The organism is Candidatus Poribacteria bacterium (assembly GCA_021162805.1).
Lineage (GTDB): Bacteria > Poribacteria > WGA-4E > B28-G17 > B28-G17 > JAGGXZ01.
Map to the genome: position 1 here is coordinate 1 of JAGGXZ010000144.1, position 22,252 is coordinate 22,252.

Consider the following 22,252-nt stretch of genomic DNA (forward strand, 5'->3'; position numbering starts at 1 on the left):
TCCTCAGGCTGACCGTCTCCTGCGGTAGCTCCTCTATCAGCTCAGCCTCCACAGCCTCTATCCCCACGAGCTCCCTCAGTATCGCCTCCTTGCCGTGTTCCACTACCACTTTCGTGGCAACGTCGTAACGCATCGCTCCTATCCGGTTTCCAGGAAGCTGATGTTCTTCCTGAGTTTAGCTATGATCGATTCGAGTTCGGACTTTCTCTCCCGCTGGCGTTCGATCACGTGGGCCGGCGCTCTGGCGAGGAAGGATTCGTTTTTAAGGTTTCTCTCGACCCTCTCAAGCTCCTTCAACGTTTTCTCAAGCTCCCTTTGAAGCCTTGCCCGTTCTCTGTTGAGATCGATCAGATCGGCCAGTGGGATGAATATCTCTATATCCCCCACCACCGCCGCTGCGGAGGCTGGAGGTCTACTTGCCTCGGGCGATATCTCTATCTCCGGGGCGCGGCAGAGAAAGGAGATATAGCCTCTATGAGATTCGAGCGTTTCCCTCTCCCGATCGTTCGGCGCCCGAATGATAGCTTTCAGCTTTTTGGAAGGCGGTATGTTCATCTCGCTCCTGATGCTCCTTATATCCCGGATGATGGACATGATCAAGTTCATTCTGCCTTCCGCCTCGTGATCGATCCATCTATCATCCGGCTCCGGATAGGGAGCTATGACGATGCTTTCACCGTCGTGTGGCAGCATCTGCCAGATCTCCTCGGTGATGAAGGGCATGATCGGATGCATCAGGCGCATCATCCCCTCGAGCACCTTCCATAGGATGAACTGAGCTGTATATCTCTCTTCGGGTTTCTCGGAGTGATACAGCCTTATCTTGCTCAGCTCCACATACCAGTCACAGAACTCATGCCACATGAAATCGTAGATGAGCTGCGCCGCCAGCTCGAACTTAAACCCCTCAAGGGCCTTGTTAACTGCCGCAACTATCCCGTTATATCGGCTGAGTATCCACTTATCGCATAGCTCCAGACTGAGTTCCTTTGAGTTATCCGGCTTGAAATCGGACAAGTTCATGATCACGAACCTGGATGCGTTCCAGATCTTATTCGCGAAGGCCCGTCCCCCTTCCATTCTACTTTCGGGAAGAGGCATGTAACGGCTGGGTATAACCGAGGCGGTCAGGGCGAATCTGAAGGCATCGGTGCCGTATCTCTCCATGCTCACCAATGGGTCTATGACGTTGCCTCGGGATTTGCTCATCTTCCTGCCCATCTCGTCAGCCACCAACGGATGTAGATATACATATCTGAACGGCACCTCTCCCATGAACTTAAGCCCCGTCATTATCATCCTTGAGACCCAGAAGAAGAGGATATCCCATCCCGTCACGAGAACCGAGGTGGGGTAGAAGGTTCTGAGAAGCTGGGTATCATCCGGCCAACCTAGGGTTGAAAAGGGCCAGAGCGCCGAGCTGAACCACGTGTCGAGCACATCGGGATCCTGAACCAGATCGTCTGACCCACATTTGGGACACGCTTTGGGGGTTTCAACCTCGACTATCTCCGCGCCGCAGCTTTGACAGTTCCACACCGGTATTCTGTGTCCCCACCAGATCTGTCTCGATATACACCAGTCCTTTATGTTCTCCATCCAGTTGTAGAACTCCTTCTCCCACATCTCAGGTATGAACCGAACCCGCTTTTCTCTGGCCGCCTCTATCGCCTTTTGGGCCAGAGGTTTCATCCTGATGAACCACTGCTCCGAGACCAGGGGTTCGATCGGCGTATGGCATCGTTCGCACGTCCCCACCGCATGGGTGTAATCCTCCACCTTGATCAGATATCCCCCCTCCTTCAGCTCCCTGAGGATCGCCTCGCGACACTTGTACCGATCCATTCCAGCGAATCTCCCGGCGTTCTCGTTCATCGTGCCATCCGGGTTCATGACGTTCAGCTCCGGCAGGTCATGTCTCTTGCCTATCTCGAAGTCAGCGGGGTCATGTGCAGGTGTGACCTTCAGCACGCCCGTGCCGAACTCCACGTCCACGACCGGATCGCCGACTATAGGAAGCTCCCTCCCGACGATGGGCAGAATCGCTTTTTTGCCGATTAGATGTTTATATCTTTCGTCCTCAGGATTGACGGCCACACCCGTATCGCCGAGCATCGTCTCGGGCCTTGTGGTGGCGATCACTAAGTTGCCGCTTCCATCGGCAAGAGGATATCTCACGTAGTAGAGCTTTCCCTCCTCCTCGACGTATTCCACCTCCAGATCGGAAAGCGCCGTCTCGCATCTGGGACACCAGTTGACGATGTAGCTTCCTCTATAGATCAGCCCCTCGTCGTAAAGCCTTTTGAAGGCGGTTCTCACCGCCCGTGAAAGCCCCTCATCCAGCGTGAACCTCTCCCTATCCCAGTCGCACGAGCAGCCCAGCTTCATAAGCTGTCCTATGATCGTCCCGCGCGATCGCTCTTTCCATCGCCACATCCTCTCCAGGAATTTCTCCCTGCCGATCTGCTGTCTGGAGAGCCCTTCTGCGGCCAGCATTCTCTCCATGACGTGCTGTGTTATTATCCCCGCATGGTCCGTTCCGGGCAGCCAGAGCGTGTTATATCCCTGCATCCGCCTCCACCGGATCAGTATATCCTGGAGGGCATTATCCAGCGCGTGGCCTATATGCAGGCTGCCCGTCACGTTGGGCGGAGGGATGACGATACAGAAAGGTCGCTTATGCGATTTCTCCTCAGCATGGAAATACTTTCTATCAAGCCAAAACTTATACCATTTTCCCTCAATCGGTTTTGGATCGTATGCCTTAGGAATATCCACCATCTGGAAAACCTCTCACGATATTCTTGGTCTCAGCGGATCTGTCGGTCCGACGATCTTAACGCCGGTTTCATCCTTCAGATAGTATACCATATCTTTCCGTTTTATTCGTCCCTCCTCCACTTCGATGACCCTGACGATGGGATGAAAGGGGTAACCGGGGACGGAATCCACAATTTGAGCCACCTCATCCGTGCTGAGTTTTACGAAGCTACCTATCGGATAAATAGACATCAGATCAACGAATGCCCTGACGACCTTATAGTCCAGCTGGACCCTGCTCATCTCTATCACCTGTCTCATCGCCTCATACGGCAGGAAGGGATCTCGATGAGGACGTCTATGTGAGATCGCCTCAAAGACGTCACAGACGGAGACGATACGGGCGAACTGATGGATCTCATCCCCAGATATCCCTTCCGGATATCCGCTACCGTCCATCCTCTCGTGTTCGTGGATCAAAACCATGGGCACCTGGACGGGAAGATCGGGGGTATTCGCCACCATCTCTACTCCCAGTTCGGGATGCTTTCTGATCTCATTCATCTCCTCATCGTTCAACCTCCTGGGGGCGAAAACGAGTTCCCTCGGCAGCCTGAACATCCCCAGATCGTGGATCAGAGCGGCTAGGATCAAAGTTTCGACGTCCTCTTCGCCCAAGTCCATCCCCCTCCCCAGATATGCGGAGAGCAATGCTACGTTAAAGGAGTGTAGGGCCAGGAAATCGTCCATGTCGGGATAATCCTCGGCCACCTTCAAAAGCGGCTTCCTTGAGGATCGGGTCATCTCAGCCAGGCTGGAAGCCATCCTCTTTAAGGCTATAAGCTCGTTATGACCGATATGATCCAGCGGGGCGATTCTCCCGATCAACGGAGGGAAAGAATCCCGAAGGCCGCCAGGTGTTTCCAGTATCCTGAGCGATTCGAGTTCCTCCTTGGTCAAAGCGGCCGCTCTCTCGACCTCCGGCTGAGCTTTAGGTACAGGTCTAGCTTCAAACGGTTCTCGTTTCCTGCCCCGCTTTTCCTGAAGCTTCCCCCATTCCCTCTCCGCCTGTTCTCTGAGTTCCGCAATTCTATCGGGGAGATCGAGGCCTGAAAGGATCAGGTATAGCCTGACGTGCTCCTCCCGGGTCAAGTAAAGGCCGGGATATATCCTACATCCGTCGGCAACCTGAGCCAGATGCTCACGCAGAATCTCAAAAGTTCTCTCGCCACCATCGCTCATCGCCTCCTCGCCCGCCATGAGCACCACCCCGCATCCGGACGCCGTGGTGGGATCGATCCCCGATACGGGCGCTAGCCTCAACATCTTATCCCATATCCTGAAGATAAGCCTGCCCGGGGAGGAGATATCCTCTGAGAGGAGATCCAATCTCATCAGCGTCATAACGCCACCCTGCAGCATAAGGGCCCTCAGATCCGACGGATCGAACGGGTAAAGCGGCAGAAGCGATTCATCGTAGCTGATGCCGTTCAGCTCGTCCAGAGGGGTGACGATCAGGTTATCGATCCGTTCATATAGCTTCATCATCCCACCCTCGCTCACCCGATCGATGAGCGTGGCACTATCGATCATCAGTGTGGAGCCCATATCAAGGGCGGTAAGCTCATCGATCGCCTTCACGGCGTTCATCTTAACCTGTGTCCCCTCGAAATCGGCGGGCAGGACGATTATGAAGGAGATGGGCTTACCCAGATCCTCAAGTTTTTCCGCCAGCAGCGCTAGATTTCCCCCTGTGCCGCCTCCCGCCCCTGATAGGATCAGAAGCTCCGTAGCAGGTTCGAGAGGCGAGGAGACTCTCCGGCGGATGATCTCCCCGTTTTCCTCGATCAACTCCCTGCCCCTCTCGATATCCCCTCCGCTTCCTTCACCCGGTCCCAGGAGCAGCTTGCACTCTTCGGGGATGGAGAGCGAGGAGAGATCCGCGGAGGAGGTGTTCACAGCGATGGCGGGATATCCGAGCCTGTGAAAGAGCTCGGCGAGCTTCCCACCGCATCCTCCCAGTCCTATGACTCCGAGATTTATCCCTCTCCTTTGATTCATCTTCCCACCCAATTCAACAGTTCGGGGAATCTCTGCATGGCTATCCTCCATATATACGCCTCTATCTCCCATGCCGTGGAGAGCTTCAAGGCCTCTTCGGCGATCTCCTGGGCGTCGGCGTAGGACGAGGCCCTGATTATCCCTTTGACCTCCGGTATGGAGGCGGGGTTCATGCTGAACTCATCCAGTCCCAAACCGAGCAGTATCAAGGTGAAGACGGGATCGGCGGCCATCTCGCCACATAGACCGACCCAGATGTCGTTGTTATGGGCCGATTCGATGACATACTTTATCAACCTCAGGACCGCCGGATGGAAGGGCTCGAACATCCAGGATATCTCCTCGTTGCCCCTATCGACCGCCAGCGTGTATTGTATCAGGTCGTTCGTCCCTATGCTGAAGAAGTCCACCTCTTTGGCCAGGATATCCGATGTGACGGCCGCCGCCGGTATCTCGATCATCACGCCCACCTCTATATCTCGGTTATAAGGTATCCCTTCGTCATCTAGTTCCTTCTTCGCCTTTTCCAGGACCGATTTGGCCTGTCTGAGCTCCTCTATGCCCGAGATCATGGGGAACATCAGCTTCACATTTCCATATACGCTCGCCCTGAGTATGGCCCTAAGCTGTGGCAGGAATATCTCCTGATATTTGAGGCAGAGCCTGATGGCGCGGAGGCCCATCATCGAGCTTATGCTCTCAGGCACTCCGAGGTATGAGACGAACTTATCCGCTCCCAGATCCAGCGTCCTTATGATCACCGGATCGGGCGAGACGGTCTGAGCGACGTTCTTATAATCCTCGAAGAGCTCCTCCTCCGTTGGGAGGGTATCCTTACGCAGGTAGAAGTATTCGGTTCTGTAAAGCCCTATCCCCTTGGCGCCGTAATGCTTGAGGGCCTCTAGCTCCTCGGGGAACTCTATGTTGGCCGACAACATTACCTCGCGGCCATCGGCGGTGATGGCTGGGAGATCCCTTATAACGCTCAACTCCCGCTCATGCTCTATGAATTTGAGCCTTATCCCCTCATATCGGGCTATCGTCTCGTCGTCGGGGTCTATGATGGCTTTGCCGCGGCTGCCGTCCAGTATGATCCTCTGCCCTGTTGTAACCTTCGCCGATATATCTCCCAATGCCACAACGGCGGGTATCTCCAGGGAGCGTGCTAGTATGGCGGTATGCGATATCCGGCTGCCCATATCGGTGGCGAACCCCATCACCTTCTCCTTAGGCAGGAGCGCCGTATCTGAAGGGGCGAGATCATGGGCTACGATTATCACCTTCTCCCGAAGTGACGAGATATCCGGTCTCTCCTCACCGGAAAGGTTTGCCAATATATGTCTGGAGACATCCTTTATATCGATCGATCGCTCACGCAGATACTCATCCTCAACCTGGGCCAGGGTTTCGGCCAGCTCCTCTCCCACCTTCATCACAGCCCATTCGGCGTTGACGAGGCTCTTTTCTATCTCCTGATGGATCTTTTCGAGGAACATCGGGTCTTCGAGCATCAACATCTGGGCCTGAAACATGCTTGCCGTGCCGGAGGGTGTGGTTGAAGAGAGCCTTTCGTGTATCTCGTGCAGTTTCTCCTTGGTAATCCTGACGGCCTCCTCCAATCTTCTGATCTCCTCGGCGATCTCCTGGGGATTTATAGACCTGCGTCTTGCCTTCGGATCGTTTTGGAACAGGAACGCCCTTCCTATGGCGATCCCCGGAGATGCCGGAATTCCGGTCAATACCTCCATCTTCACTCCTCATCGAAGTTACTTTTAATCAATCGTTCGAGGTTATCGAGCGCCTCCTCCGCTTTCTCCCCATCTGCTATAAGCGTGATCACACTGCCCTTACCCGCTGCCAGCATCAAGACGCCCATGATGCTTTTGGCGTTCACCTTCATATTCCCCTTGGCGATATATATATCGCAGGGATATTTGTTCGCCTCCTTAACCAACATGGCCGCGGGCCGAGCATGCAATCCGAGCGGGTTGGTTATGGTTACCTCTCTCTTCACCATATCTCCACCAACCGGGCTACGAGTATGGAGGCCGATATCAGAATTAAAGCCCAGGTAGGCGCTGAGATCCTGGCTTTACCTATCAAACGCATCATAGCAAAAGATGTAGCCGCCAATATGCCAAAGCTGGCTATGAGATCGGACATCACGTATCCTTTGACGAGCATCAACCCCACCATCGTTCCGAGGAATGCGGCCATGGATATATCCGCGAACAGGATAATTCTCTTGGGTTTGAGCTTTCTCATCACGCGCACCGTTCCCTCCAATCCGAATCGGTATGCGTAATAGAAACCGGCGGTTCTGATGAACAGATGTGGGAGGTTGTAGGCGATCAGAAAGAGGATGATCCCCCAGCCATAGCCCAGGATCAGAAGTTGAAGTCCTATTATGGCCGCGAGCGGTCTCAGCGCCATCCAGAACAGGTCATCGCCTATGGATGCCAGCGGGGCGGCGAGCAGTTTCTTCATTTCGATCGCCCTATCAGCCTCCCCTTTTTCCTCGGCCGCGGCGACCGCTCCCAGAATCACAGAGGCCATATACGGGTGAGTGTTGAAATAACCGAGATGCCTCTTATAGGCCTTCGCCAGATCGTCGTCGGCATAGAGCCTCCTCAGCAGAGGCGAGATGGAAAACAGAAACCCGGTCCCCTGCATCCTTCTGGCATCGAAGGGCAGTTGTATCAGAAAAGCTCTCAGGATTACATCCAACAGGGTGATCGTCTTTCCCTTCATACCTTGTCCTTCCCGATCCAAATGCCTGATACGATCGCCGCGACCGATATCCCGATGGCGATTCCAACATTGAATCCCGCCAGCGAAAGAGCTAAGAGGGTCACCACACAGGTGATGATGAAGACGAGCTTCTCAAACCCGATCTGAAGTGAGTTGAGAAGGACGGCTATGCCCACAGCCGGTATCAGCCGTTCGCCCCAGATAAGACCTATTTCCACAAATCGAGGCGGAGTGCTCAAAAGATGCCTAAAGGCATAACCCGTCGCCAGGGAGCCGATCGCTGAGATCATCCCGGAGATCAGAAAGACCGTTACCGCCGCCATCAGCAGGGGAAACCACAGCCTTCCGAATTTCCCCCGTTCAATTCGTCTCTCGATCCTCTCGACGAGGATGGGATTCAATCTGGTGACCCACATATCGGTCAAGCCACCCAGATGACCGAAAGAGATGCCGGCGGCGACGGAAGCCGCCGCGATCCCATCCACGTTCATATGAGCTCCGGAAGCGACCGAGACGACGGAGGCGATGGCGACATCGTCGGCTCTGCTTGCCCCGACCGAGACCTCACCTATATATATAAGCTGGAGCAATATGCCAACGGTAACCCCGAAGCTGAAATCACCGAGCAGATAACCGGTCAGCGGCGCTGCCACGATCGGCTGATAGAGCATCAACCTCAACCCTGAGACGTAATCGAAGCTCAGGATACCGCCGATGAGTCCTATCTTGATCAGTTCTGCCGGAGACATCATCCCCGAATTATCTCAGACACGTCCATCCCGGCATCGGTTGGCAGCGGTTTATACTCCAATCTCACGCCCGCTCTCAGAAGCTCCCTGATCGCCTTAAGATCCCGCTCGTCCAGGAACAGGGCATCCATGTATTTTCTCTTGCCCGGGGCGAAATGAAGACCACCTATGTTGAACTTCCCGATAGGAGCTCCATCCTTGACGAGCCTCAGGGCGTCGGAGGGGGATGAGAGAAGCAAAATGAGCTTCCTCGGTCTCAGATTCTCCCCCTTCAGCTCCTCAGCGGCCACCTTGATGGGAAGCACCTCCACCTCCATATCGGCGGGGGCAGCCATAGTTATAAGCGCCCTGCGGAACTCGTCCTTTGCTCCGGCATCATCGGCGACCATTATGGAGTTGGCGTTGAGAGGTTTGGCCCATCCGACCGTTACCTGCCCGTGTATAAGCCTGTCATCTATCCTAGCGAGGATAAGCATGCCTCCCTCAATCTCTCGCCGGCATCCACTATCCCTTCCCGTCCGGCCTGATAGACCTTATCGGCCAGCTCGTCCAGGGGGAGAAGATCCTTGTAGGTCAAAGCCCTCAACAGCATCGGCATGTTCACGCCACAGAGGATCTTGACGTCCATATCTCCTCCCAGGGAAAGGCAGAGGGTGCAGGAGCTCCCGCCGAACAGATCGGTCAGGATCAGCGTTCCCTCTATCCTATCTTTCATCCCTTCGATCGCCCTTTTGATCTTATCCCTCATAACTGATTCGCCGTCCTCCCTGTGCATATCCACAGCGGCGATGTTACTCTGACGTCCCATTATCTGTTCGGCCGCCTCAAGCATAGCTGAGGCCAGTCTTCCGTGTCCTGTCACGATAACTCCGACGCTCATATCTCAAGATCCTCTCCCCAATCCTCCTCGATGATGTCGATCGGTTCCTCGAGGGCCCTATCGCCTGTCATCCTCTCGATGAGCGTTTCCTCGAGCTGCTTGGCCGAGTAGATCCCCATTTTTTTAGCCCGTAAATTCATAGCTGCCACCTCGACCACTATGGAGGTGTTTCTACCCGGCTGGACGGGAATGGTCACGTGCGGGAGCCTCTCGCCGAGTATGAAGTAGTAATCCTCATCTAGCCCTGATCGGTTATACTCCTTGTTCTCATCCCATCTCTCCAGAGTGACGACGAGCTCCACGCGTTTACGTCTCCTAAGCGCCGTCACGCCGAAGAGGGTCACGACATCTATTATGCCCACCCCCCTAACCTCCATATAGCGTCTGAGATGAGGGTTGGCGCTTGTGCCGAAGATCCTATGTCCGGTTACCCTCTTGAGCAACACGGCATCGTCGGCTATCAGGCGATGTCCGCGGCGGATGAGATCGAGCGCACACTCGCTTTTGCCGATGCCGCTTTCTCCTAATATCAGGACGCCTATCCCGAAAATCTCCATGAGGTCGCCGTGCACGACCTCATATGGCCCGAACTCCTCCTCCAGAAAGAGATGCAACCTGGCTGTGAAGACAGGGGTCGCCAGGCTGCTGGAGAAAACCGGTATATCCGCTTTACCCGCCTTGAGGGTGAGTTCCTCTGGGATCGGGAGCCCCCTGGTGATCACGATACAGGGTATCTCATATGAGAGGAACCTCTCGAAGATCTCGCTCCGCTGATGGGAGGTTAGGGTTTGGAGATACGAGATCTCCCCGTTACCCAGAACTTGGATCCGGTCATAGGCGAAATAGTCGTAATATCCGCAGAGCGCCAACCCCGGGCGGTTAACCTCCGCCACCTCGATCCTCCTATCCAGTCCCCCTTCGCCCGTCACCAGCTCCATCTGGAGCTCATATCTCATCCTCGCATATAGTTTTCCGACGGTTATACTCTGAGGCATCAGTCAAACACCGGTTCAATCCATCCTATCTTCCCGTTCTTCATCCTGAAAAGGACGTTGACGGAGTTCGTCTGGGAGTTGACGAAGACGAACAGATCGTCGTCGGAGAGTTTGAATTGCATGATCGCCTCATCCAGAGACATCGGTTTAGGGGCGAACTTATCGGTCACCCTGACCACATCCTCTTCCTCCTCGTCCTCCATCCCCTCTTCGATCCTCCCTTTCTGGCTAAGCTCCATGACCACCTCGCGCTGTGGGAGTTTATGCTTTCTACCTTTGATCCTCTCCTTGTATCTCCTGACCTGTCTTTCGATCTTATCGACGACTCCGTCTATGGCCGAAAAGACCGTCTCGCCATCCGCCTGAGCGTGGAAGGCGACGTGTCTGCCTAGAAGTGAAACTTCAACGGTGTAGGTATGATATTTGACGGTCTCTATTATGACATGCGCCTCGGTTATCCCGCCGTAGAAATGTTCCGCCTTGGAGAGCTTTTTATGGACATATCGATAGATGTCATCGGTCAGATCAAGGTTTCTCGTGTTTATGTAAATCTCCATTTGTCCCCTCCAGGAGAGATTTCACCACTTTTTTCGTCGTTTGCTTGATGGTGGTATCCCCAGCTCGGCCCGATATTTATTGACGGTTCTCCTTGCGACCTTAATCCCCTTCTCGGCCAGCTTTTCCACTATCTCGCTATCGCTCAGGGGGTTGGAAGGATCTTCGGATTCGATCATCTCCTTTATCATCTCCTTGACCGATGTCGAGGAGGCTTGGGAACCCGTTTCCGTTTTAAGGCCGCTGCTGAAGAACTGTCTCAGCTCGAAGACACCCATCGGAGTCTGGACGTATTTGCCGTTGACGACACGGCTCACGGTTGATTCATGTACCCCGACCATATCGGCGATCTGCTTAAGCGTCAGGGGCTTAAGATATTTGAAGCCTTTTTCGAGGAAATCCCGCTGCACGTTAAATATCGCCTCAGTCACCCTTTTGACCGTCTGTCTTCTCTGTTCGACCATCTTCATCAGCTCCACCGCTTTATGCCAATAGTTTTCCAGCCATTCCCTATCTTCGGGCGAAAGCGAATCCTTGTTCTTGAGCATATCCAGATATCTGCGGTTTATCCTCAACCGGGGCAATCCCTCGTCGTTCGATATCACCCTATACTCCCCGTCCACCTCTTCAAGGGTTACATCCGGGATGATCTCACTTCCTCGGGAGATCATTCCGAAACCGTTCCCTGGCTTTGGATTAAAGGATCTGAGGTGATCTATGGCTTCCAAGACCTCATCTATCTCCACGTTTAAGTCCTTGGCTATCTTGGGTATACGGTTTTGCAGCAGATCATCGAAATGATCCCTCACGATCCTGGCTGCAAGGCTCTCCTCCTCCCCCGCCGCTTTCAATTGTATCAAAAGGCTTTCGCGCACATCCCTGGCCCCTACCCCTACGGGATCCAGGGATTCCTGTATAATTTTGAGCACCTTTTCGACCTTCTCATTCTCCACCCCAAGTGTATCGGCGATCTGATCCGTGCTAACGGAGAGCAGTCCGTCATCCCCGATATACCCTATGATCGCCTCGCCTATACGGCTTTCCTCATCGCTCAGCTTCAACATTCCAAACTGGGCCATCAGGTAATCCTGGAAGGAGATCGGCTCCGGGATATCGTTTTTGGGTCTATCCTCCTCCTCTTCCTCCTCCCAGGTCAATCTCTCCGTCATGCTTATGGTGTCATCGAACACGGAGTCGAGATCTATGTCGGGCATCTCATCCTCATCCTCCTGGATCGAGTTGAGGGGAGCGCCGCAGTTGGGGCATCTCTTGTAATCCAACGGCACCTCAGCTCCACATATCGGGCAGATCTTCACCTCCAGATCGCGACTATCCAGTTCCTGTTGCAGGGTGATCTCGTCCTCCAGGTCATCCTCGATCTCCAAGATCGGGTTCTGCTCTATCGCCTGTTCGAGGAACTGCTGTAGCTCGATCCTGTTCATCGCCAATACCTGAATGGCCTGCTGCAGCTTCTGGGTCATTACGATTTTCTGCATCTGTTGAAGGGAAGGTGATATCCTCATGACCTCTTACCCCGCGCTAAAGTTTAAACTCCTCACCAAAGTATAACCTCCTGGCCGTCTCATTTTCAACCAGCTCCTCCGGAGTTCCGGAGAGCAATATCTTCCCATCGGCTATCAGATATGCCCTATCCACCACGTCCAGGGCATCGGCGACGTTATGGTCGGTTAGCAATATCCCCAGCCCCTTGTCCCTGAGCTGGAGGATGATCTGCTTGAGATCATGGACGACTATGGGATCGATCCCGGCGAACGGCTCATCCAAGAGCACAAAGGATGGGGACATGGCCAGGGTTCTGGCCACCTCCACCTTCCTCTGTTCTCCCCCTGAGAGGGTATAAGCTTTCTGATGGGCGAGGTGCTCCACACCGAACTCCCTCATCAATTCCTCCACTCTCTTCCTTCTTTTATCGGCAGAAAGGCCGCTGAACTCCAGCACAGCATGAAGGTTCTCCTCCACCGTGAGCTTCCTGAAAATGGACGGCTCCTGTGAGAGATATCCGATCCCCATTCTGGCGCGTTTATACATAGGGAGGGAGGTGATATCGCGCCCACCTAGGGTCACGCGTCCTCCGTCAGCCCTGACTATCCCGATTATCATGTAGAAGGTGGTGGTTTTACCTGCCCCGTTCGGGCCCAGCAGCCCGACCACTTCCCCCTGCTCTAGCTCGATGCTGACGTGATCGACCACCACTCGTTTGTAGTATCGCTTCACCAGATCGTGCGTGGCGAGTTTCATTGTTCCGCCTTTTTCTCCTTGAGCTGTACCTTGAACCTCACCCCGCCCTTGCCGAAACGCCTGCCGGTTTTGCGGTCATACTTGACATATGGGGCTTCCACCCTGTCGGAACCTCTGATAACGACGACTGAGCCCGATAGCTCTATGATATCGTTGGCTTCGTCCAAGATCGCCTTATCACACTTGGCGATCAGGTCCCCGTCCTTCATATCCACATGTCCCGTTGCTATGGTCTTGAGCACATCGCCCGTTTTGGGGTCTCTATGTACCTCAACCTGATCGGCGTAGAGGTAACCGTTCTCCCTGATCATCCTGACGTTTCCCCTGAATATAATCACACCGTCCTTCTCGTTCTCCTCGTACTCATCGGCGCTGCCGACTATATATCCCTTCTCCGGTTTCACCTCCTCGGCCGCCGGTTTCCGTTTCCCCTCCTCAACCCATGCCACCTGAGAGAGGATCAACAGGAGGATGAACGGGAGCAGATATCCGAAAGCCTTAATCCTCCGGTGTTGGAGGAAGTTCCTCGACATGTTTCTCATCCTCGGACCTCACGTTGAATTTCACGTCTTTAAGCTCGACGAACTTCATGTTCGGATCGGAGATCATCTCACGCCCCCACATCGTCGATTTGCCCTTTACCACCTTCACCTCTCCGGGGGCGAGCAATTTGTCCTGAGAATCCCTCCAGACGACCTCCTGAGTGTAAAACCTGCCTTTACGGGAGATCCCCTCTACGTTCCCTGTTATCCTGATGTCCTCCCTGTTTTGATCGACCTCCCCTTCTTCGCCTTTGATCACGGCCGCCTTTTTACCCTTATCGAATATCACCAACAGGGGATCTGTGATCCGTACCCTGCCGTCTTTCAGGAAAATCGCCTCTTTTCCCCCGACGCGCCACCTGAGCCTGCCATCTCTCCTGTGTTCCGCGCTAAACCCCCAAAGCTGATAGTTCAGCTTCTTCTCCGATTCGGAGGGAGATCTGATTTCCTCGTTCGAACAGCTGATAAAGAAGAGAGCTAACAGGGGCAGGATCAGGAGCTTCCTCAATGCTCTCTCCACCTCCGGTGCATCCATATCCACTGATGCGGATACCTTCTGATGAACCCCTCCACCATCCCGGTCAACCTCTGCGTATCTGCTCTGACATCCCCCGTCGGTCTGACCGGTTCCCCTATGAATATTCTATGCCTCTTCCCCTCTCTCGCTATGAAAGCGGGGACGATCGGCGCTCCGGTTTTCATCGAGATCAGCACCGGTCCCACCGGCGTATAAGCCGGTCGGCCGAAGAAGTCCACGAAAACCCCTTCCGATCTGGTATCGATATCGGCCAGCAGGGCAAGTATCTGATTTCTCTTAAGCGAGAGCAGGGCCGATTTAAGCCCCCTCTCCCTGGGAAACGGCCTGAAACCGGCGGCAGATCTGAGGGAGTTTACGATCCTATCCAGCCGTTTAACCCTCAACTCTCTGACGATGGCGTTCACCTTATATTCATGTGCTGCCAGCGCCGCTCCTAAAAGCTCCCAATTCCCGAAATGAGCGGTCAACAGCAGAACTCCCTTTCCGAGCGATAAGGCCCTATCCAGATTCTCCCTGCCTTCAAGTCGAACCATCCGCATCAGCTCCGAACGCGTCAGACTTGAAAACCTCCCGAACTCGGCGATGTTCATGCCTATATTTCTGTAACAAAGCCTCGCTATCTTTCGTATCTCCCCGGAGGATCTACCGGGGAAGCTCGAACTCAGATTCCTAAGGGCAATCTCCCTGCCTTTACGATCGAACCGCCAGAGCAGGTCCCCCAGAGTCTTCCCGATCCTCAGCCCGCTTTCAGGGGTTAACCCCCCTATGAGGCGGATGAGGAGTCTCGCGACGAGCGGATAAATGAGATGTTTAACCGATTTGATGGGTTTCACTCGCCGTGACATGGTTAATTATACCAAATCGCCTCTTGAAAAACAATTTCACCCACCCGAATTGTGCAGATGAGAACCTCTTAGGTAGGATACCCATACCTTAAGAGACGGCATTCACTGAAGCCTTCCGTCCTTGATGAGATAGATCCTGTCGGTCACCCCATCCAGGAAACGCATGTCGTGGGGGACGACACAATAAGTGAGATCACGCTATGACACCCAAGAATAAGAGGGAAGACGAGATCGCTATCGACGAAAGATACTTCATCCGAGCACCTCTCCTTGGTGTTATCTTCTCGTATCAAATAACGCTAGAATTATAACAGGTCTCACCGATCAGGTCAAGCCTTTCGTTCCGTATCCTATGTGTCTTGAAAAACACCTTGATTTCCTTTACAATTCACGCCGAAAAATCCGACAGACGGGGGGATTTCAGGATGAATAGATTGAAAATAGCCCTGGTAGGCGCGGGCAGAAGAGGCTCAGGCACCTACCTGCCGATTATATCGAAGATGAAGGATGATCTTCAGCTCGTCGGGATATGCGATGCTAGGGCTGAGGCAGCGGAGCTGTGGGGCACCAAGTATAACGTCCCGCACTTCACTGATACCGAGGAGATGATCAAGCGGGTTAAACCGGATCTGCTTGCCATCGTCATAACACCGAGGAACAACCATATCCCGGCGCTTATAGCCACCGAGTACGGTATAAGCTACATAACTGAGACGCCGATCCACCCCGATCTGGAGATGGCCGATAGGATGATTCAAGCCGCCAGGGAGAAGGGCGTCAAGATAGAGGTGGCCGAGAACTATTACCGCGTCCCGATGGAACGGATAAAGAGGGCGATGATCCTGGAGGGTATCTTCGGTAAAATCCTCACCGCCTATAACGATTTCCGCGGACACGGATACCACGGGGTCAGCCTTATCCGAAGCTACATCGGCTTTGAGGAAAAGGTCAAGAGGGTCTTCGGTTTCAGCAGAAATTTCACCGTTCAAGCCCATATCTATCGGAGAGGCGAGCCGCCCAGAAATTCGGAGAACTGGCAACACGGCGTGATCGAGTTCGAAAACGGATCGGTGGGCATCTTCAACTTCACCTCGCTCTCTTACGGTTCCCCGCTAAGATGGCATAACTCGACGAAGTTCTACGGCGAGAGGGGAATGTGCGTGGGAAATGAAGCGGCGATACTCAACGAGACGGGCGATGTCAAAAGGCCCATCGCCATCACACGTAAAACCTCAACCGTCGACGGTGTTGAGGTGATAGACGCCCTGATAGCCGACACCGAACCGGAGGTGATATGGGAGAACCCCCTGAGAAGATATCCCTTGAGGGAGGGTGAGATAAGCGTTGCATCGGAGCTGATGAGCATCGTCGAGGCGGTGAGGGAGAACAAGGAGCCGGAGTATGGGCCGATAAACGGGAGGATAGATCAGGAGATCTCCCTGGCTATGGCTCGATCGTGGTCTGAGGACGGCAGGCCGGTGGAGCTGCCGCTGAAATAACCCCCAATTGAATCCTTTCAGACGAACATGCTATAATCACACTTAGGTAAGATCTTAACAGGGAGGTAACGGGACATGAAACAGGTCAGATTCGGCATAATCGGCGTGGGAGGTATGGGATCGGGACACGCCAGAACCATGCAGAATATCGAAGAGTGTAAACTCACGGCGGTATGCGACATGGATGAGGAGGTCGTCAAATCGGTCGCCGAGCAGTATGGGGTTAAATCCTTCACCGACTATAGGGAGCTCATAGATAGCGGGCTGGTCGACGCCGTCATCGTGGCTACCCCGCATTACTTTCATCCCCCGATCAGCGTATACGCTATGAAAAAGGGGATAGCGGTTCTCTCGGAGAAACCCATAGCAGTTACGGTCAAGGGTGCCGATGAGATGGTCAGGACGGCCGAGGAGACAGGGGTGCCGTTCGCCGTCATGTATCAGACGCGATCGACCGGTTTCGCGCAGGCGGCCAAGAAACTGGTGGATGAGGGAAGGCTGGGGGAGATATACCGGGCGAGTATGATCGTCACCTATTTCCGTAGCCAGGCCTATTACAATTCCGCCGGATGGAGAGCTACCTGGCGCGGCGAGGGAGGCGGCGTTTTGATCAACCAGGCCCCCCATGCGCTGGATCTGTTCACATGGCTTGGAGGATTGCCGAGCAAGGTGTCGGCCGTGACCAGAACCCGCAGACACCAGATAGAGGTCGAGGATGAGGCCTCGGCAATGCTCGAATACCCGAACGGCGCCATAGGATATCTGCATACGTCCACGAACGAGGCCCCAGGAACCAACTTCATGGAGTTCTGCGGCGAGAAGGGAAAGCTCGTGCTTTACAACAACAGGATCTACTTCTGGGAACTGGAAACGCCCGTGCAGGTCTTCTCGGATACGACCGATCAGATGTGGGGTAGCCCCAAGGCCAAACAGGTCGAAGTGCCCATAGAGGAGCGCGAAAGCGGTCACGGCGCTATCATGCGAAACCTCGCCCGAAACATCCTCTACGGCGAGGAGCTGATCTCACCAGGCGCCGAGGGGCTTAACAGCGTCGAGCTGATAAACGCCGTCATCCTCTCAGGTGCCAGGAGGAAAGAGGTGACTATCCCCGTCGATAGGGACGAATACGAGGAGTTCATCGAGGGGATGAAGGCCAAATCGAAGGAGAAGAAGGTCGTCAAAGCTAGACGTGAGACCGATCCACAGCATCTCAGATAATCCATCGCCGAGGCGCGGGGAACGCCGGGCTTTCTTAAAGTCGATGTCTCCGCGTCCTCGGCGTCCCGCGATAATGAGGTAAATAGATGAGGATAAAACCGTTTTATCTCCTATTGTGTTCGCTTTTCCTCATAATCTCTATCATCTTCAGCTCCTGCATGATGCCCTCGAGGAGGAAGATACCGGAGTTCAGGGTCGTGATTACGAACCCCCTTCCGGTCGCCAGGATAAACCTGCCGATCGCCATGAAGGTGGAGGATATCAGGAAGGTGGCTCCCGATTTCACCTTTAAGGCCTTCCTGGTCTCCCCCTTAGAGGGCGGGAGGGATCTGCCCAGCCAGGCCGAGGATACCGACGGAGATGGGAAGTTGGATACGTTGGTTTTTCTGATAGATCTTGAGCCGGAAGCCAGGAGGGAGGTGGCGGTGCGATACGAGCCAAAGGCGCCGATGAGGCTCACGCTGGGATACGAGAAGAGGACCTTTGGCGGCGTCTTCCCCGAGCTGGAGGGCATGGCCTGGGAATCGGAAAAGACGGTGTATCTCATGAGGATTGACTTCAGATCGACGATCCTGTTCGCGCCGAAATCCAGAGAAGGACTGGTGCTCAAGGATTACCTGGGAGCCCTCCTTTCAAACGGGGAGGCAAAGGTGAAGCTCAACTGGATCAAATGCGGAGGATTCGGGATATGGAACGGTCAGAAGGTCCATGAGCCCTTTAACCCCGCCAGCTCCCCCGAGGATTCCGTCAGGACGTTCACGAGGGTGATCTCCGATGGCGCCGTGAGGTCGAGCGTTCAGATCGTCTACGACAACTGGCTCGTTGGGGGAAAGAGGATCAGAGTGAGCTCGACGCTTTCGATCTCGGCGGGCCGATATTATACTCTAAACGCCCTCAAGATCGACGGTGGGAACGGCCTCAAAATAGCGGCCTTGATCCCCAAAATGGGAACCGTCGTGCGAGATAAGGCGGACGGGCTTTTAATGGCCTGGGACGAGGAGAGCCGGACGGGGGCTGCTGTCATATTCCCGGCGGAGGCTTTCGTGGAGTTTCTGGACTCGCCCTCCATAATTCCAAGGGATGGGAGCGAGAACGTCGCCGTGGTCCTCGCCCCGGATGTTAACGGCGATCTCTCCTATTATCTGATCGGACGGGAGGGACTGAACTCCTTCGATGAATTTGAGAGCACCGTCAAGCTCATGGCGAAGTCCATAGCCTCCCCACCTGAGGTCAAGATAATCCCCAAGCCCCGGAGAAAGAGAAGGCGAAGATGATATCGGGGTATATACCCCACATGGGAAACCGCACGGTTGACACCCACCTTTGAAACTGGTATGATCTAATCGCATTCGCTTGAAACTTACCCCTTTCAAGGAGGAGAGAGATGAAAGGGAAGATGAAGGCGCAGGTGTTTTATGAGCCCGAGGTGATGAAACTGGAGGAGGTAGATATACCTCAGATAACGGATGATCAGGTGTTAGTGAAGGTAAAGGCGTGTGGGATATGCGGCTCGGATGTGGCCTATTATTTCGGCGCCAGTTCCCTGGAAACCCCTACCGGCAAAGGGCCGCTTATCCTAGGTCATGAGTTCACCGGAGAGGTGGTCGAGGTAGGCAAGATACCCGACAGCCTCGGTCTTTTCAAGCCGGGCGATCGGGTGGTGCTCGATCCCGTTCAATATTGTAACGCCTGTGAGGTATGCAAAAAGGGGTATGTCAACCTCTGTGAGAACAAGACGGTGTTGGGCGTATCGGTTGACGGCGGATTCGCGGAATACTGTGCCGTTAAATATACTAGTGTCCATAAATTGCCGGATAACGTCTCATATGAGCAGGGATCTCTGACCGAGCCTCTGGCCGATGCGGTCTACGGCGTGGGAAAGATGGAGATATCGCCGGGAGATTTCTGCGTGGTGATCGGTCCCGGACCGATAGGGATCATGATGGTCCAATTGGCGAAGGCCTCGGGCGCCGGAAAGGTGGTCCTGGTGGGAACGCGCGATTACAGGCTTCAGGTAGGGCTGGAAGTAGGAGCGGATGAGGTCTTCAATACAGGCGATGAATCCTCGCCGATCTATACGGACGACCTGAAAGGCAGGATCGAGGAGCTCAGCGGGGGGAAGTTCGCCGACGCGGTAATTGTGGCTACCGGTTCGGTCGAGGCTATGGAGATGGCCCTGGAAATATCCGGCAGAAGGGCAAGGGTGGTTTACTTCGGACTGCCCGCCGACGTGGCGGTCGTTAAAGTCCCCGCCCTGGCCCAGATCCTGTGGGATAAGACCATAAGGTTCTCATGGCTTGCACCCCTCACTTGGCCGAGGGCATTACAGCTCCTCTCAACGGGACAGATCAACGTCGAAAGGCTTATCAGCCATAGATATAAGCTCGATCAGCTTGAACAGGCCCTACATGAGGTTAGGGATCGGAAGGGCAACGTCATGAAGGCCATCGTTGTCATGGAGTGAACTCTAATTTAAGGGGCGCGACTCCCACGCCCCTTATTTCTTATCCCCGTTCATGGAGGTGAGTATGCTTTACAAGGAGGATTGGGAGGAAGCCCAAAGAAGATTCCAAGCGTGGTGGGAAGGGGAGATCATATAGATCTGGAGTTCATCATTTCGTAGGATCGAAGGCTGATTCCACCGGCGATGTCAGACCGGTAAGAGCTTCCTAAGCTTGATCATCTTGTCCGAAGAAGCCCCAAGGCATCCCTAAGCAACGATCTATAAGATTTTGTCGCGGAAGACGCTGTTGACCCGCGCGATGGCCTGCATGAGCGTATGACCGCGCATGGGCTTGTCGATGTACATGGTGTGGCGGTCAGCGTGCCGATGCGGGCCTCCACGCCGTCGGAGATGACCAGGGCTTCGTTGTAGGCGAACAGCGAGGGAATCTTGTTCTTGTAGGTCCGGATCTGGTTCCAGGCCGTCCAGATAGTGGCGTTTTCATCGGCGGGATTTTTAAGTTCGATGACGACCAGCGGCAGGCCGTTGACGAAAAGCACGATGTCCGGTCGCCGGTGTTGGGGCGAGGCATGTTTCGTCTTTTCGATAACGGTAAACTGATTGACTGCCAGCCAATCGTTGTTCTCGGGGGCGTCGAAATCGAGCACTCGCACCTGTGTCCCGGCGATAGAGCCATCGGGCCGCTTGTATTCAACGTTGACCCCGTCCACCAGCATGCGGTGCACCGCCCGGTTCCGGGCCTCCAGCGTAGCACCCTCCGGAGCGGAAGGCGTCGTCGAGTGCCTCAAGGGGCAGGTCGGGGTTTAGGCGTTCCAGCGCCTGGCGCAACCTGTCCTCGAGCACCACCTGACCGCAGTCGACGCGCTCCTCTTCCGGCCCGCCGGGGGCGATATCCGGGCCGTGTTTGACCACGTAGCCTAAGCTTTCCAGCCAGGCCAAGGCTGCTTGTTCAACGGTGGATTCGGTCAGATTTCCCATGGCATTTCTCGCCGTTTATCAGCCGATCGGGCCGCCGGGTTTTCGCGATCCAGATTCCATCGCGACGGGTTGTGGAGGTGGGCTTGTACGTACTGTAACACCATCTGTTCCTGCCGCAGCGGCTCAAACCCCCGTTGACGCACGTAGGTTGCCTGTGCACCCAGCCGCCGATACGTGGCTGCCGAAAGGTGATATGAACGTCCCTTGCGTTCTCCGCGTGCTTCCACCAAGCCGTTTTCCACCAGTCGTTCCAGAACGGCCCGTGCTTCGGTCTCGGATTTCTGAATCAGGCGCGCTGCCGCCGATGTGGTGACGCGGCGTTTCTGCCAGAGATGGTTGAGCAGTAGCAACTCATCCAGTCCAAGCGGGCGTCCAGTCTGGCTTTCTTCCACCAGTCGCAACAGGGGCCATCGAAAGAAATCGTTCACTTCGACTTGCGTGCCGGCAAGTACCTGAAAAGCCATCTCGTGTGTGGGTAGTAATCGCACCAGCGCTTCTTCTCTGCCGAACATGAGCAGTCCCAACACACGCACAGCGGTAACATCGTGGTTGGCTTCAACAGCGCCAAGGGTCTTAGCTAGCTCGATGTCAGAGAGATCCAGCAAAGTTGTATCCCCCTGCCCGCGGCTTTCACGAATGATTCGACGGAGCCGCTCAAATTCGATGGGATCCAGGCCCTCCCAGCGAGCTTCTGGAAGAACCAGCGCCGAGTAATCCAGCCTCCTGCTATCGGCAAGTCGCGCCTGCATTTTATGGAAATACATGGGCACACAGGTAGGCTCGCCCCGACCGGTGATAGCGCGGCGGAGATACTTCCCATCTGTGGTGCCCACCTGCTTCCATCTCACCCAAGAGTTTTTTCTTCTCACCACGTTGAGCCTCTTTGTAACGCTTTTGCATGATGCTTAGATATTTGCGCCTCTCTGTGAAGTTCATCTCTCTCTCCATTGCTCTCCTCTCCCAGTAACATTATCCTTTGAGCCATGCCTTAATCCCGGTAACATTATACTAGGGTGTGCAATAAATAGGGATAGGGGATGCAGGATATGACGGGGAGGCAAATTATGACGATGTTGAGAGGATACTGGATGCCAAGCTAGTTTGTGCAGTTAACCCTAGGAGAGATGCTGATTTGAAGGATCTGCGAGGGAAAGGAGA

At 54.5% G+C, this 22,252-nt stretch carries 20 protein-coding genes and 1 pseudogene; 4 read left to right on the top strand and 17 right to left on the bottom strand.

Going from position 1 to position 22,252, the window contains the following annotated elements:
* Positions 1 to 138 precede the first annotated feature (138 nt).
* Genes J7M22_10805 through J7M22_10875 form a run of 15 tightly spaced genes read right to left on the bottom strand, consistent with a single transcriptional unit; the run spans position 139 to position 14,935 of the window.
* Positions 139 to 2,781 (bottom strand): valine--tRNA ligase, encoded by a 2,643-nt coding sequence (locus J7M22_10805; protein MCD6507099.1) that lies wholly within the window; start codon positions 2,779 to 2,781, stop codon positions 139 to 141.
* 12 nt (positions 2,782 to 2,793) lie between these two features.
* Positions 2,794 to 4,821, bottom strand: coding sequence for an HD domain-containing protein (locus tag J7M22_10810; protein MCD6507100.1), 2,028 nt, complete (start codon positions 4,819 to 4,821; stop codon positions 2,794 to 2,796).
* Positions 4,818 to 6,569 (bottom strand): phosphoenolpyruvate--protein phosphotransferase, encoded by a 1,752-nt coding sequence (gene ptsP / locus J7M22_10815; GenBank protein ID MCD6507101.1) that lies wholly within the window; start codon positions 6,567 to 6,569, stop codon positions 4,818 to 4,820. Before ptsP ends, J7M22_10810 begins: the two co-directional genes overlap by 4 nt.
* Positions 6,570 to 6,571: 2 nt before the next feature.
* On the bottom strand, positions 6,572 to 6,838 hold the full coding sequence (locus J7M22_10820; GenBank protein MCD6507102.1) for an HPr family phosphocarrier protein: 267 nt from the start codon (positions 6,836 to 6,838) through the stop codon (positions 6,572 to 6,574).
* Positions 6,832 to 7,572 (bottom strand): PTS system mannose/fructose/sorbose family transporter subunit IID, encoded by a 741-nt coding sequence (locus J7M22_10825; protein ID MCD6507103.1) that lies wholly within the window; start codon positions 7,570 to 7,572, stop codon positions 6,832 to 6,834. Before J7M22_10825 ends, J7M22_10820 begins: the two co-directional genes overlap by 7 nt.
* Entirely contained in the window at positions 7,569 to 8,324 is a 756-nt protein-coding gene (locus tag J7M22_10830) for a PTS sugar transporter subunit IIC (protein MCD6507104.1), read from the bottom strand. Before J7M22_10830 ends, J7M22_10825 begins: the two co-directional genes overlap by 4 nt.
* Positions 8,321 to 8,797 (bottom strand): PTS sugar transporter subunit IIB, encoded by a 477-nt coding sequence (locus J7M22_10835; GenBank protein MCD6507105.1) that lies wholly within the window; start codon positions 8,795 to 8,797, stop codon positions 8,321 to 8,323. The genes J7M22_10830 and J7M22_10835 overlap by 4 nt, the downstream gene beginning before the upstream one ends.
* On the bottom strand, positions 8,776 to 9,201 hold the full coding sequence (locus J7M22_10840; protein ID MCD6507106.1) for a PTS sugar transporter subunit IIA: 426 nt from the start codon (positions 9,199 to 9,201) through the stop codon (positions 8,776 to 8,778). The genes J7M22_10835 and J7M22_10840 overlap by 22 nt, the downstream gene beginning before the upstream one ends.
* Positions 9,198 to 10,196, bottom strand: a complete 999-nt coding sequence (gene hprK, locus J7M22_10845; protein ID MCD6507107.1) for an HPr(Ser) kinase/phosphatase — start codon at positions 10,194 to 10,196, stop codon at positions 9,198 to 9,200. The genes J7M22_10840 and hprK overlap by 4 nt, the downstream gene beginning before the upstream one ends.
* Entirely contained in the window at positions 10,196 to 10,753 is a 558-nt protein-coding gene (gene raiA / locus J7M22_10850; protein ID MCD6507108.1) for a ribosome-associated translation inhibitor RaiA, read from the bottom strand. Before raiA ends, hprK begins: the two co-directional genes overlap by 1 nt.
* Before the next feature lie 21 nt (positions 10,754 to 10,774).
* Positions 10,775 to 12,274 (bottom strand): RNA polymerase factor sigma-54, encoded by a 1,500-nt coding sequence (rpoN, locus tag J7M22_10855; protein ID MCD6507109.1) that lies wholly within the window; start codon positions 12,272 to 12,274, stop codon positions 10,775 to 10,777.
* Positions 12,275 to 12,290: 16 nt separating this feature from the next.
* Positions 12,291 to 13,010 (bottom strand): LPS export ABC transporter ATP-binding protein, encoded by a 720-nt coding sequence (gene lptB, locus J7M22_10860; GenBank protein MCD6507110.1) that lies wholly within the window; start codon positions 13,008 to 13,010, stop codon positions 12,291 to 12,293.
* The gene (locus tag J7M22_10865; protein ID MCD6507111.1) at positions 13,007 to 13,552 is read right to left on the bottom strand and encodes an LptA/OstA family protein; all 546 of its coding nucleotides are present in this window, start codon (positions 13,550 to 13,552) and stop codon (positions 13,007 to 13,009) included. Before J7M22_10865 ends, lptB begins: the two co-directional genes overlap by 4 nt.
* A complete protein-coding gene (gene lptC / locus J7M22_10870) occupies positions 13,509 to 14,060 on the bottom strand; it encodes an LPS export ABC transporter periplasmic protein LptC (protein ID MCD6507112.1) in 552 nt (183 codons plus the stop codon). Before lptC ends, J7M22_10865 begins: the two co-directional genes overlap by 44 nt.
* A complete protein-coding gene (locus J7M22_10875) occupies positions 14,057 to 14,935 on the bottom strand; it encodes a lysophospholipid acyltransferase family protein (GenBank protein MCD6507113.1) in 879 nt (292 codons plus the stop codon). The genes lptC and J7M22_10875 overlap by 4 nt, the downstream gene beginning before the upstream one ends.
* A 425-nt stretch (positions 14,936 to 15,360) precedes the next feature.
* Here J7M22_10875 and J7M22_10880 point away from each other — a divergent pair, with 425 nt between their 5' ends.
* The 4 genes from J7M22_10880 (at position 15,361) to J7M22_10895 (ending at position 20,116) form a co-directional block, all read left to right on the top strand.
* A complete protein-coding gene (locus J7M22_10880) occupies positions 15,361 to 16,434 on the top strand; it encodes a Gfo/Idh/MocA family oxidoreductase (GenBank protein MCD6507114.1) in 1,074 nt (357 codons plus the stop codon).
* Between the two features lie 75 nt (positions 16,435 to 16,509).
* Complete coding sequence (locus J7M22_10885) at positions 16,510 to 17,652, top strand: Gfo/Idh/MocA family oxidoreductase (protein MCD6507115.1); 1,143 nt, start codon at positions 16,510 to 16,512, stop codon at positions 17,650 to 17,652.
* A gap of 86 nt (positions 17,653 to 17,738) precedes the next feature.
* Positions 17,739 to 18,926 carry a DUF4861 family protein gene (locus J7M22_10890; GenBank protein ID MCD6507116.1) on the top strand — a complete coding sequence of 396 codons (1,188 nt, stop codon included), beginning with the start codon at positions 17,739 to 17,741 and terminating at the stop codon, positions 18,924 to 18,926.
* A 110-nt stretch (positions 18,927 to 19,036) separates the two neighbouring features.
* On the top strand, positions 19,037 to 20,116 hold the full coding sequence (locus tag J7M22_10895; protein MCD6507117.1) for an alcohol dehydrogenase catalytic domain-containing protein: 1,080 nt from the start codon (positions 19,037 to 19,039) through the stop codon (positions 20,114 to 20,116).
* Between the two features lie 215 nt (positions 20,117 to 20,331).
* Here J7M22_10895 and J7M22_10900 read toward each other — a convergent pair.
* Together J7M22_10900 and J7M22_10905 are read right to left on the bottom strand one after the other, a co-directional pair.
* Positions 20,332 to 21,094, bottom strand: a pseudogene (locus tag J7M22_10900) (type I restriction endonuclease subunit R).
* On the bottom strand, positions 21,082 to 21,963 hold the full coding sequence (locus J7M22_10905) for a hypothetical protein (GenBank protein ID MCD6507118.1): 882 nt from the start codon (positions 21,961 to 21,963) through the stop codon (positions 21,082 to 21,084). Before J7M22_10905 ends, J7M22_10900 begins: the two are co-directional and overlap by 13 nt.
* Positions 21,964 to 22,252: the final 289 nt, after the last annotated feature.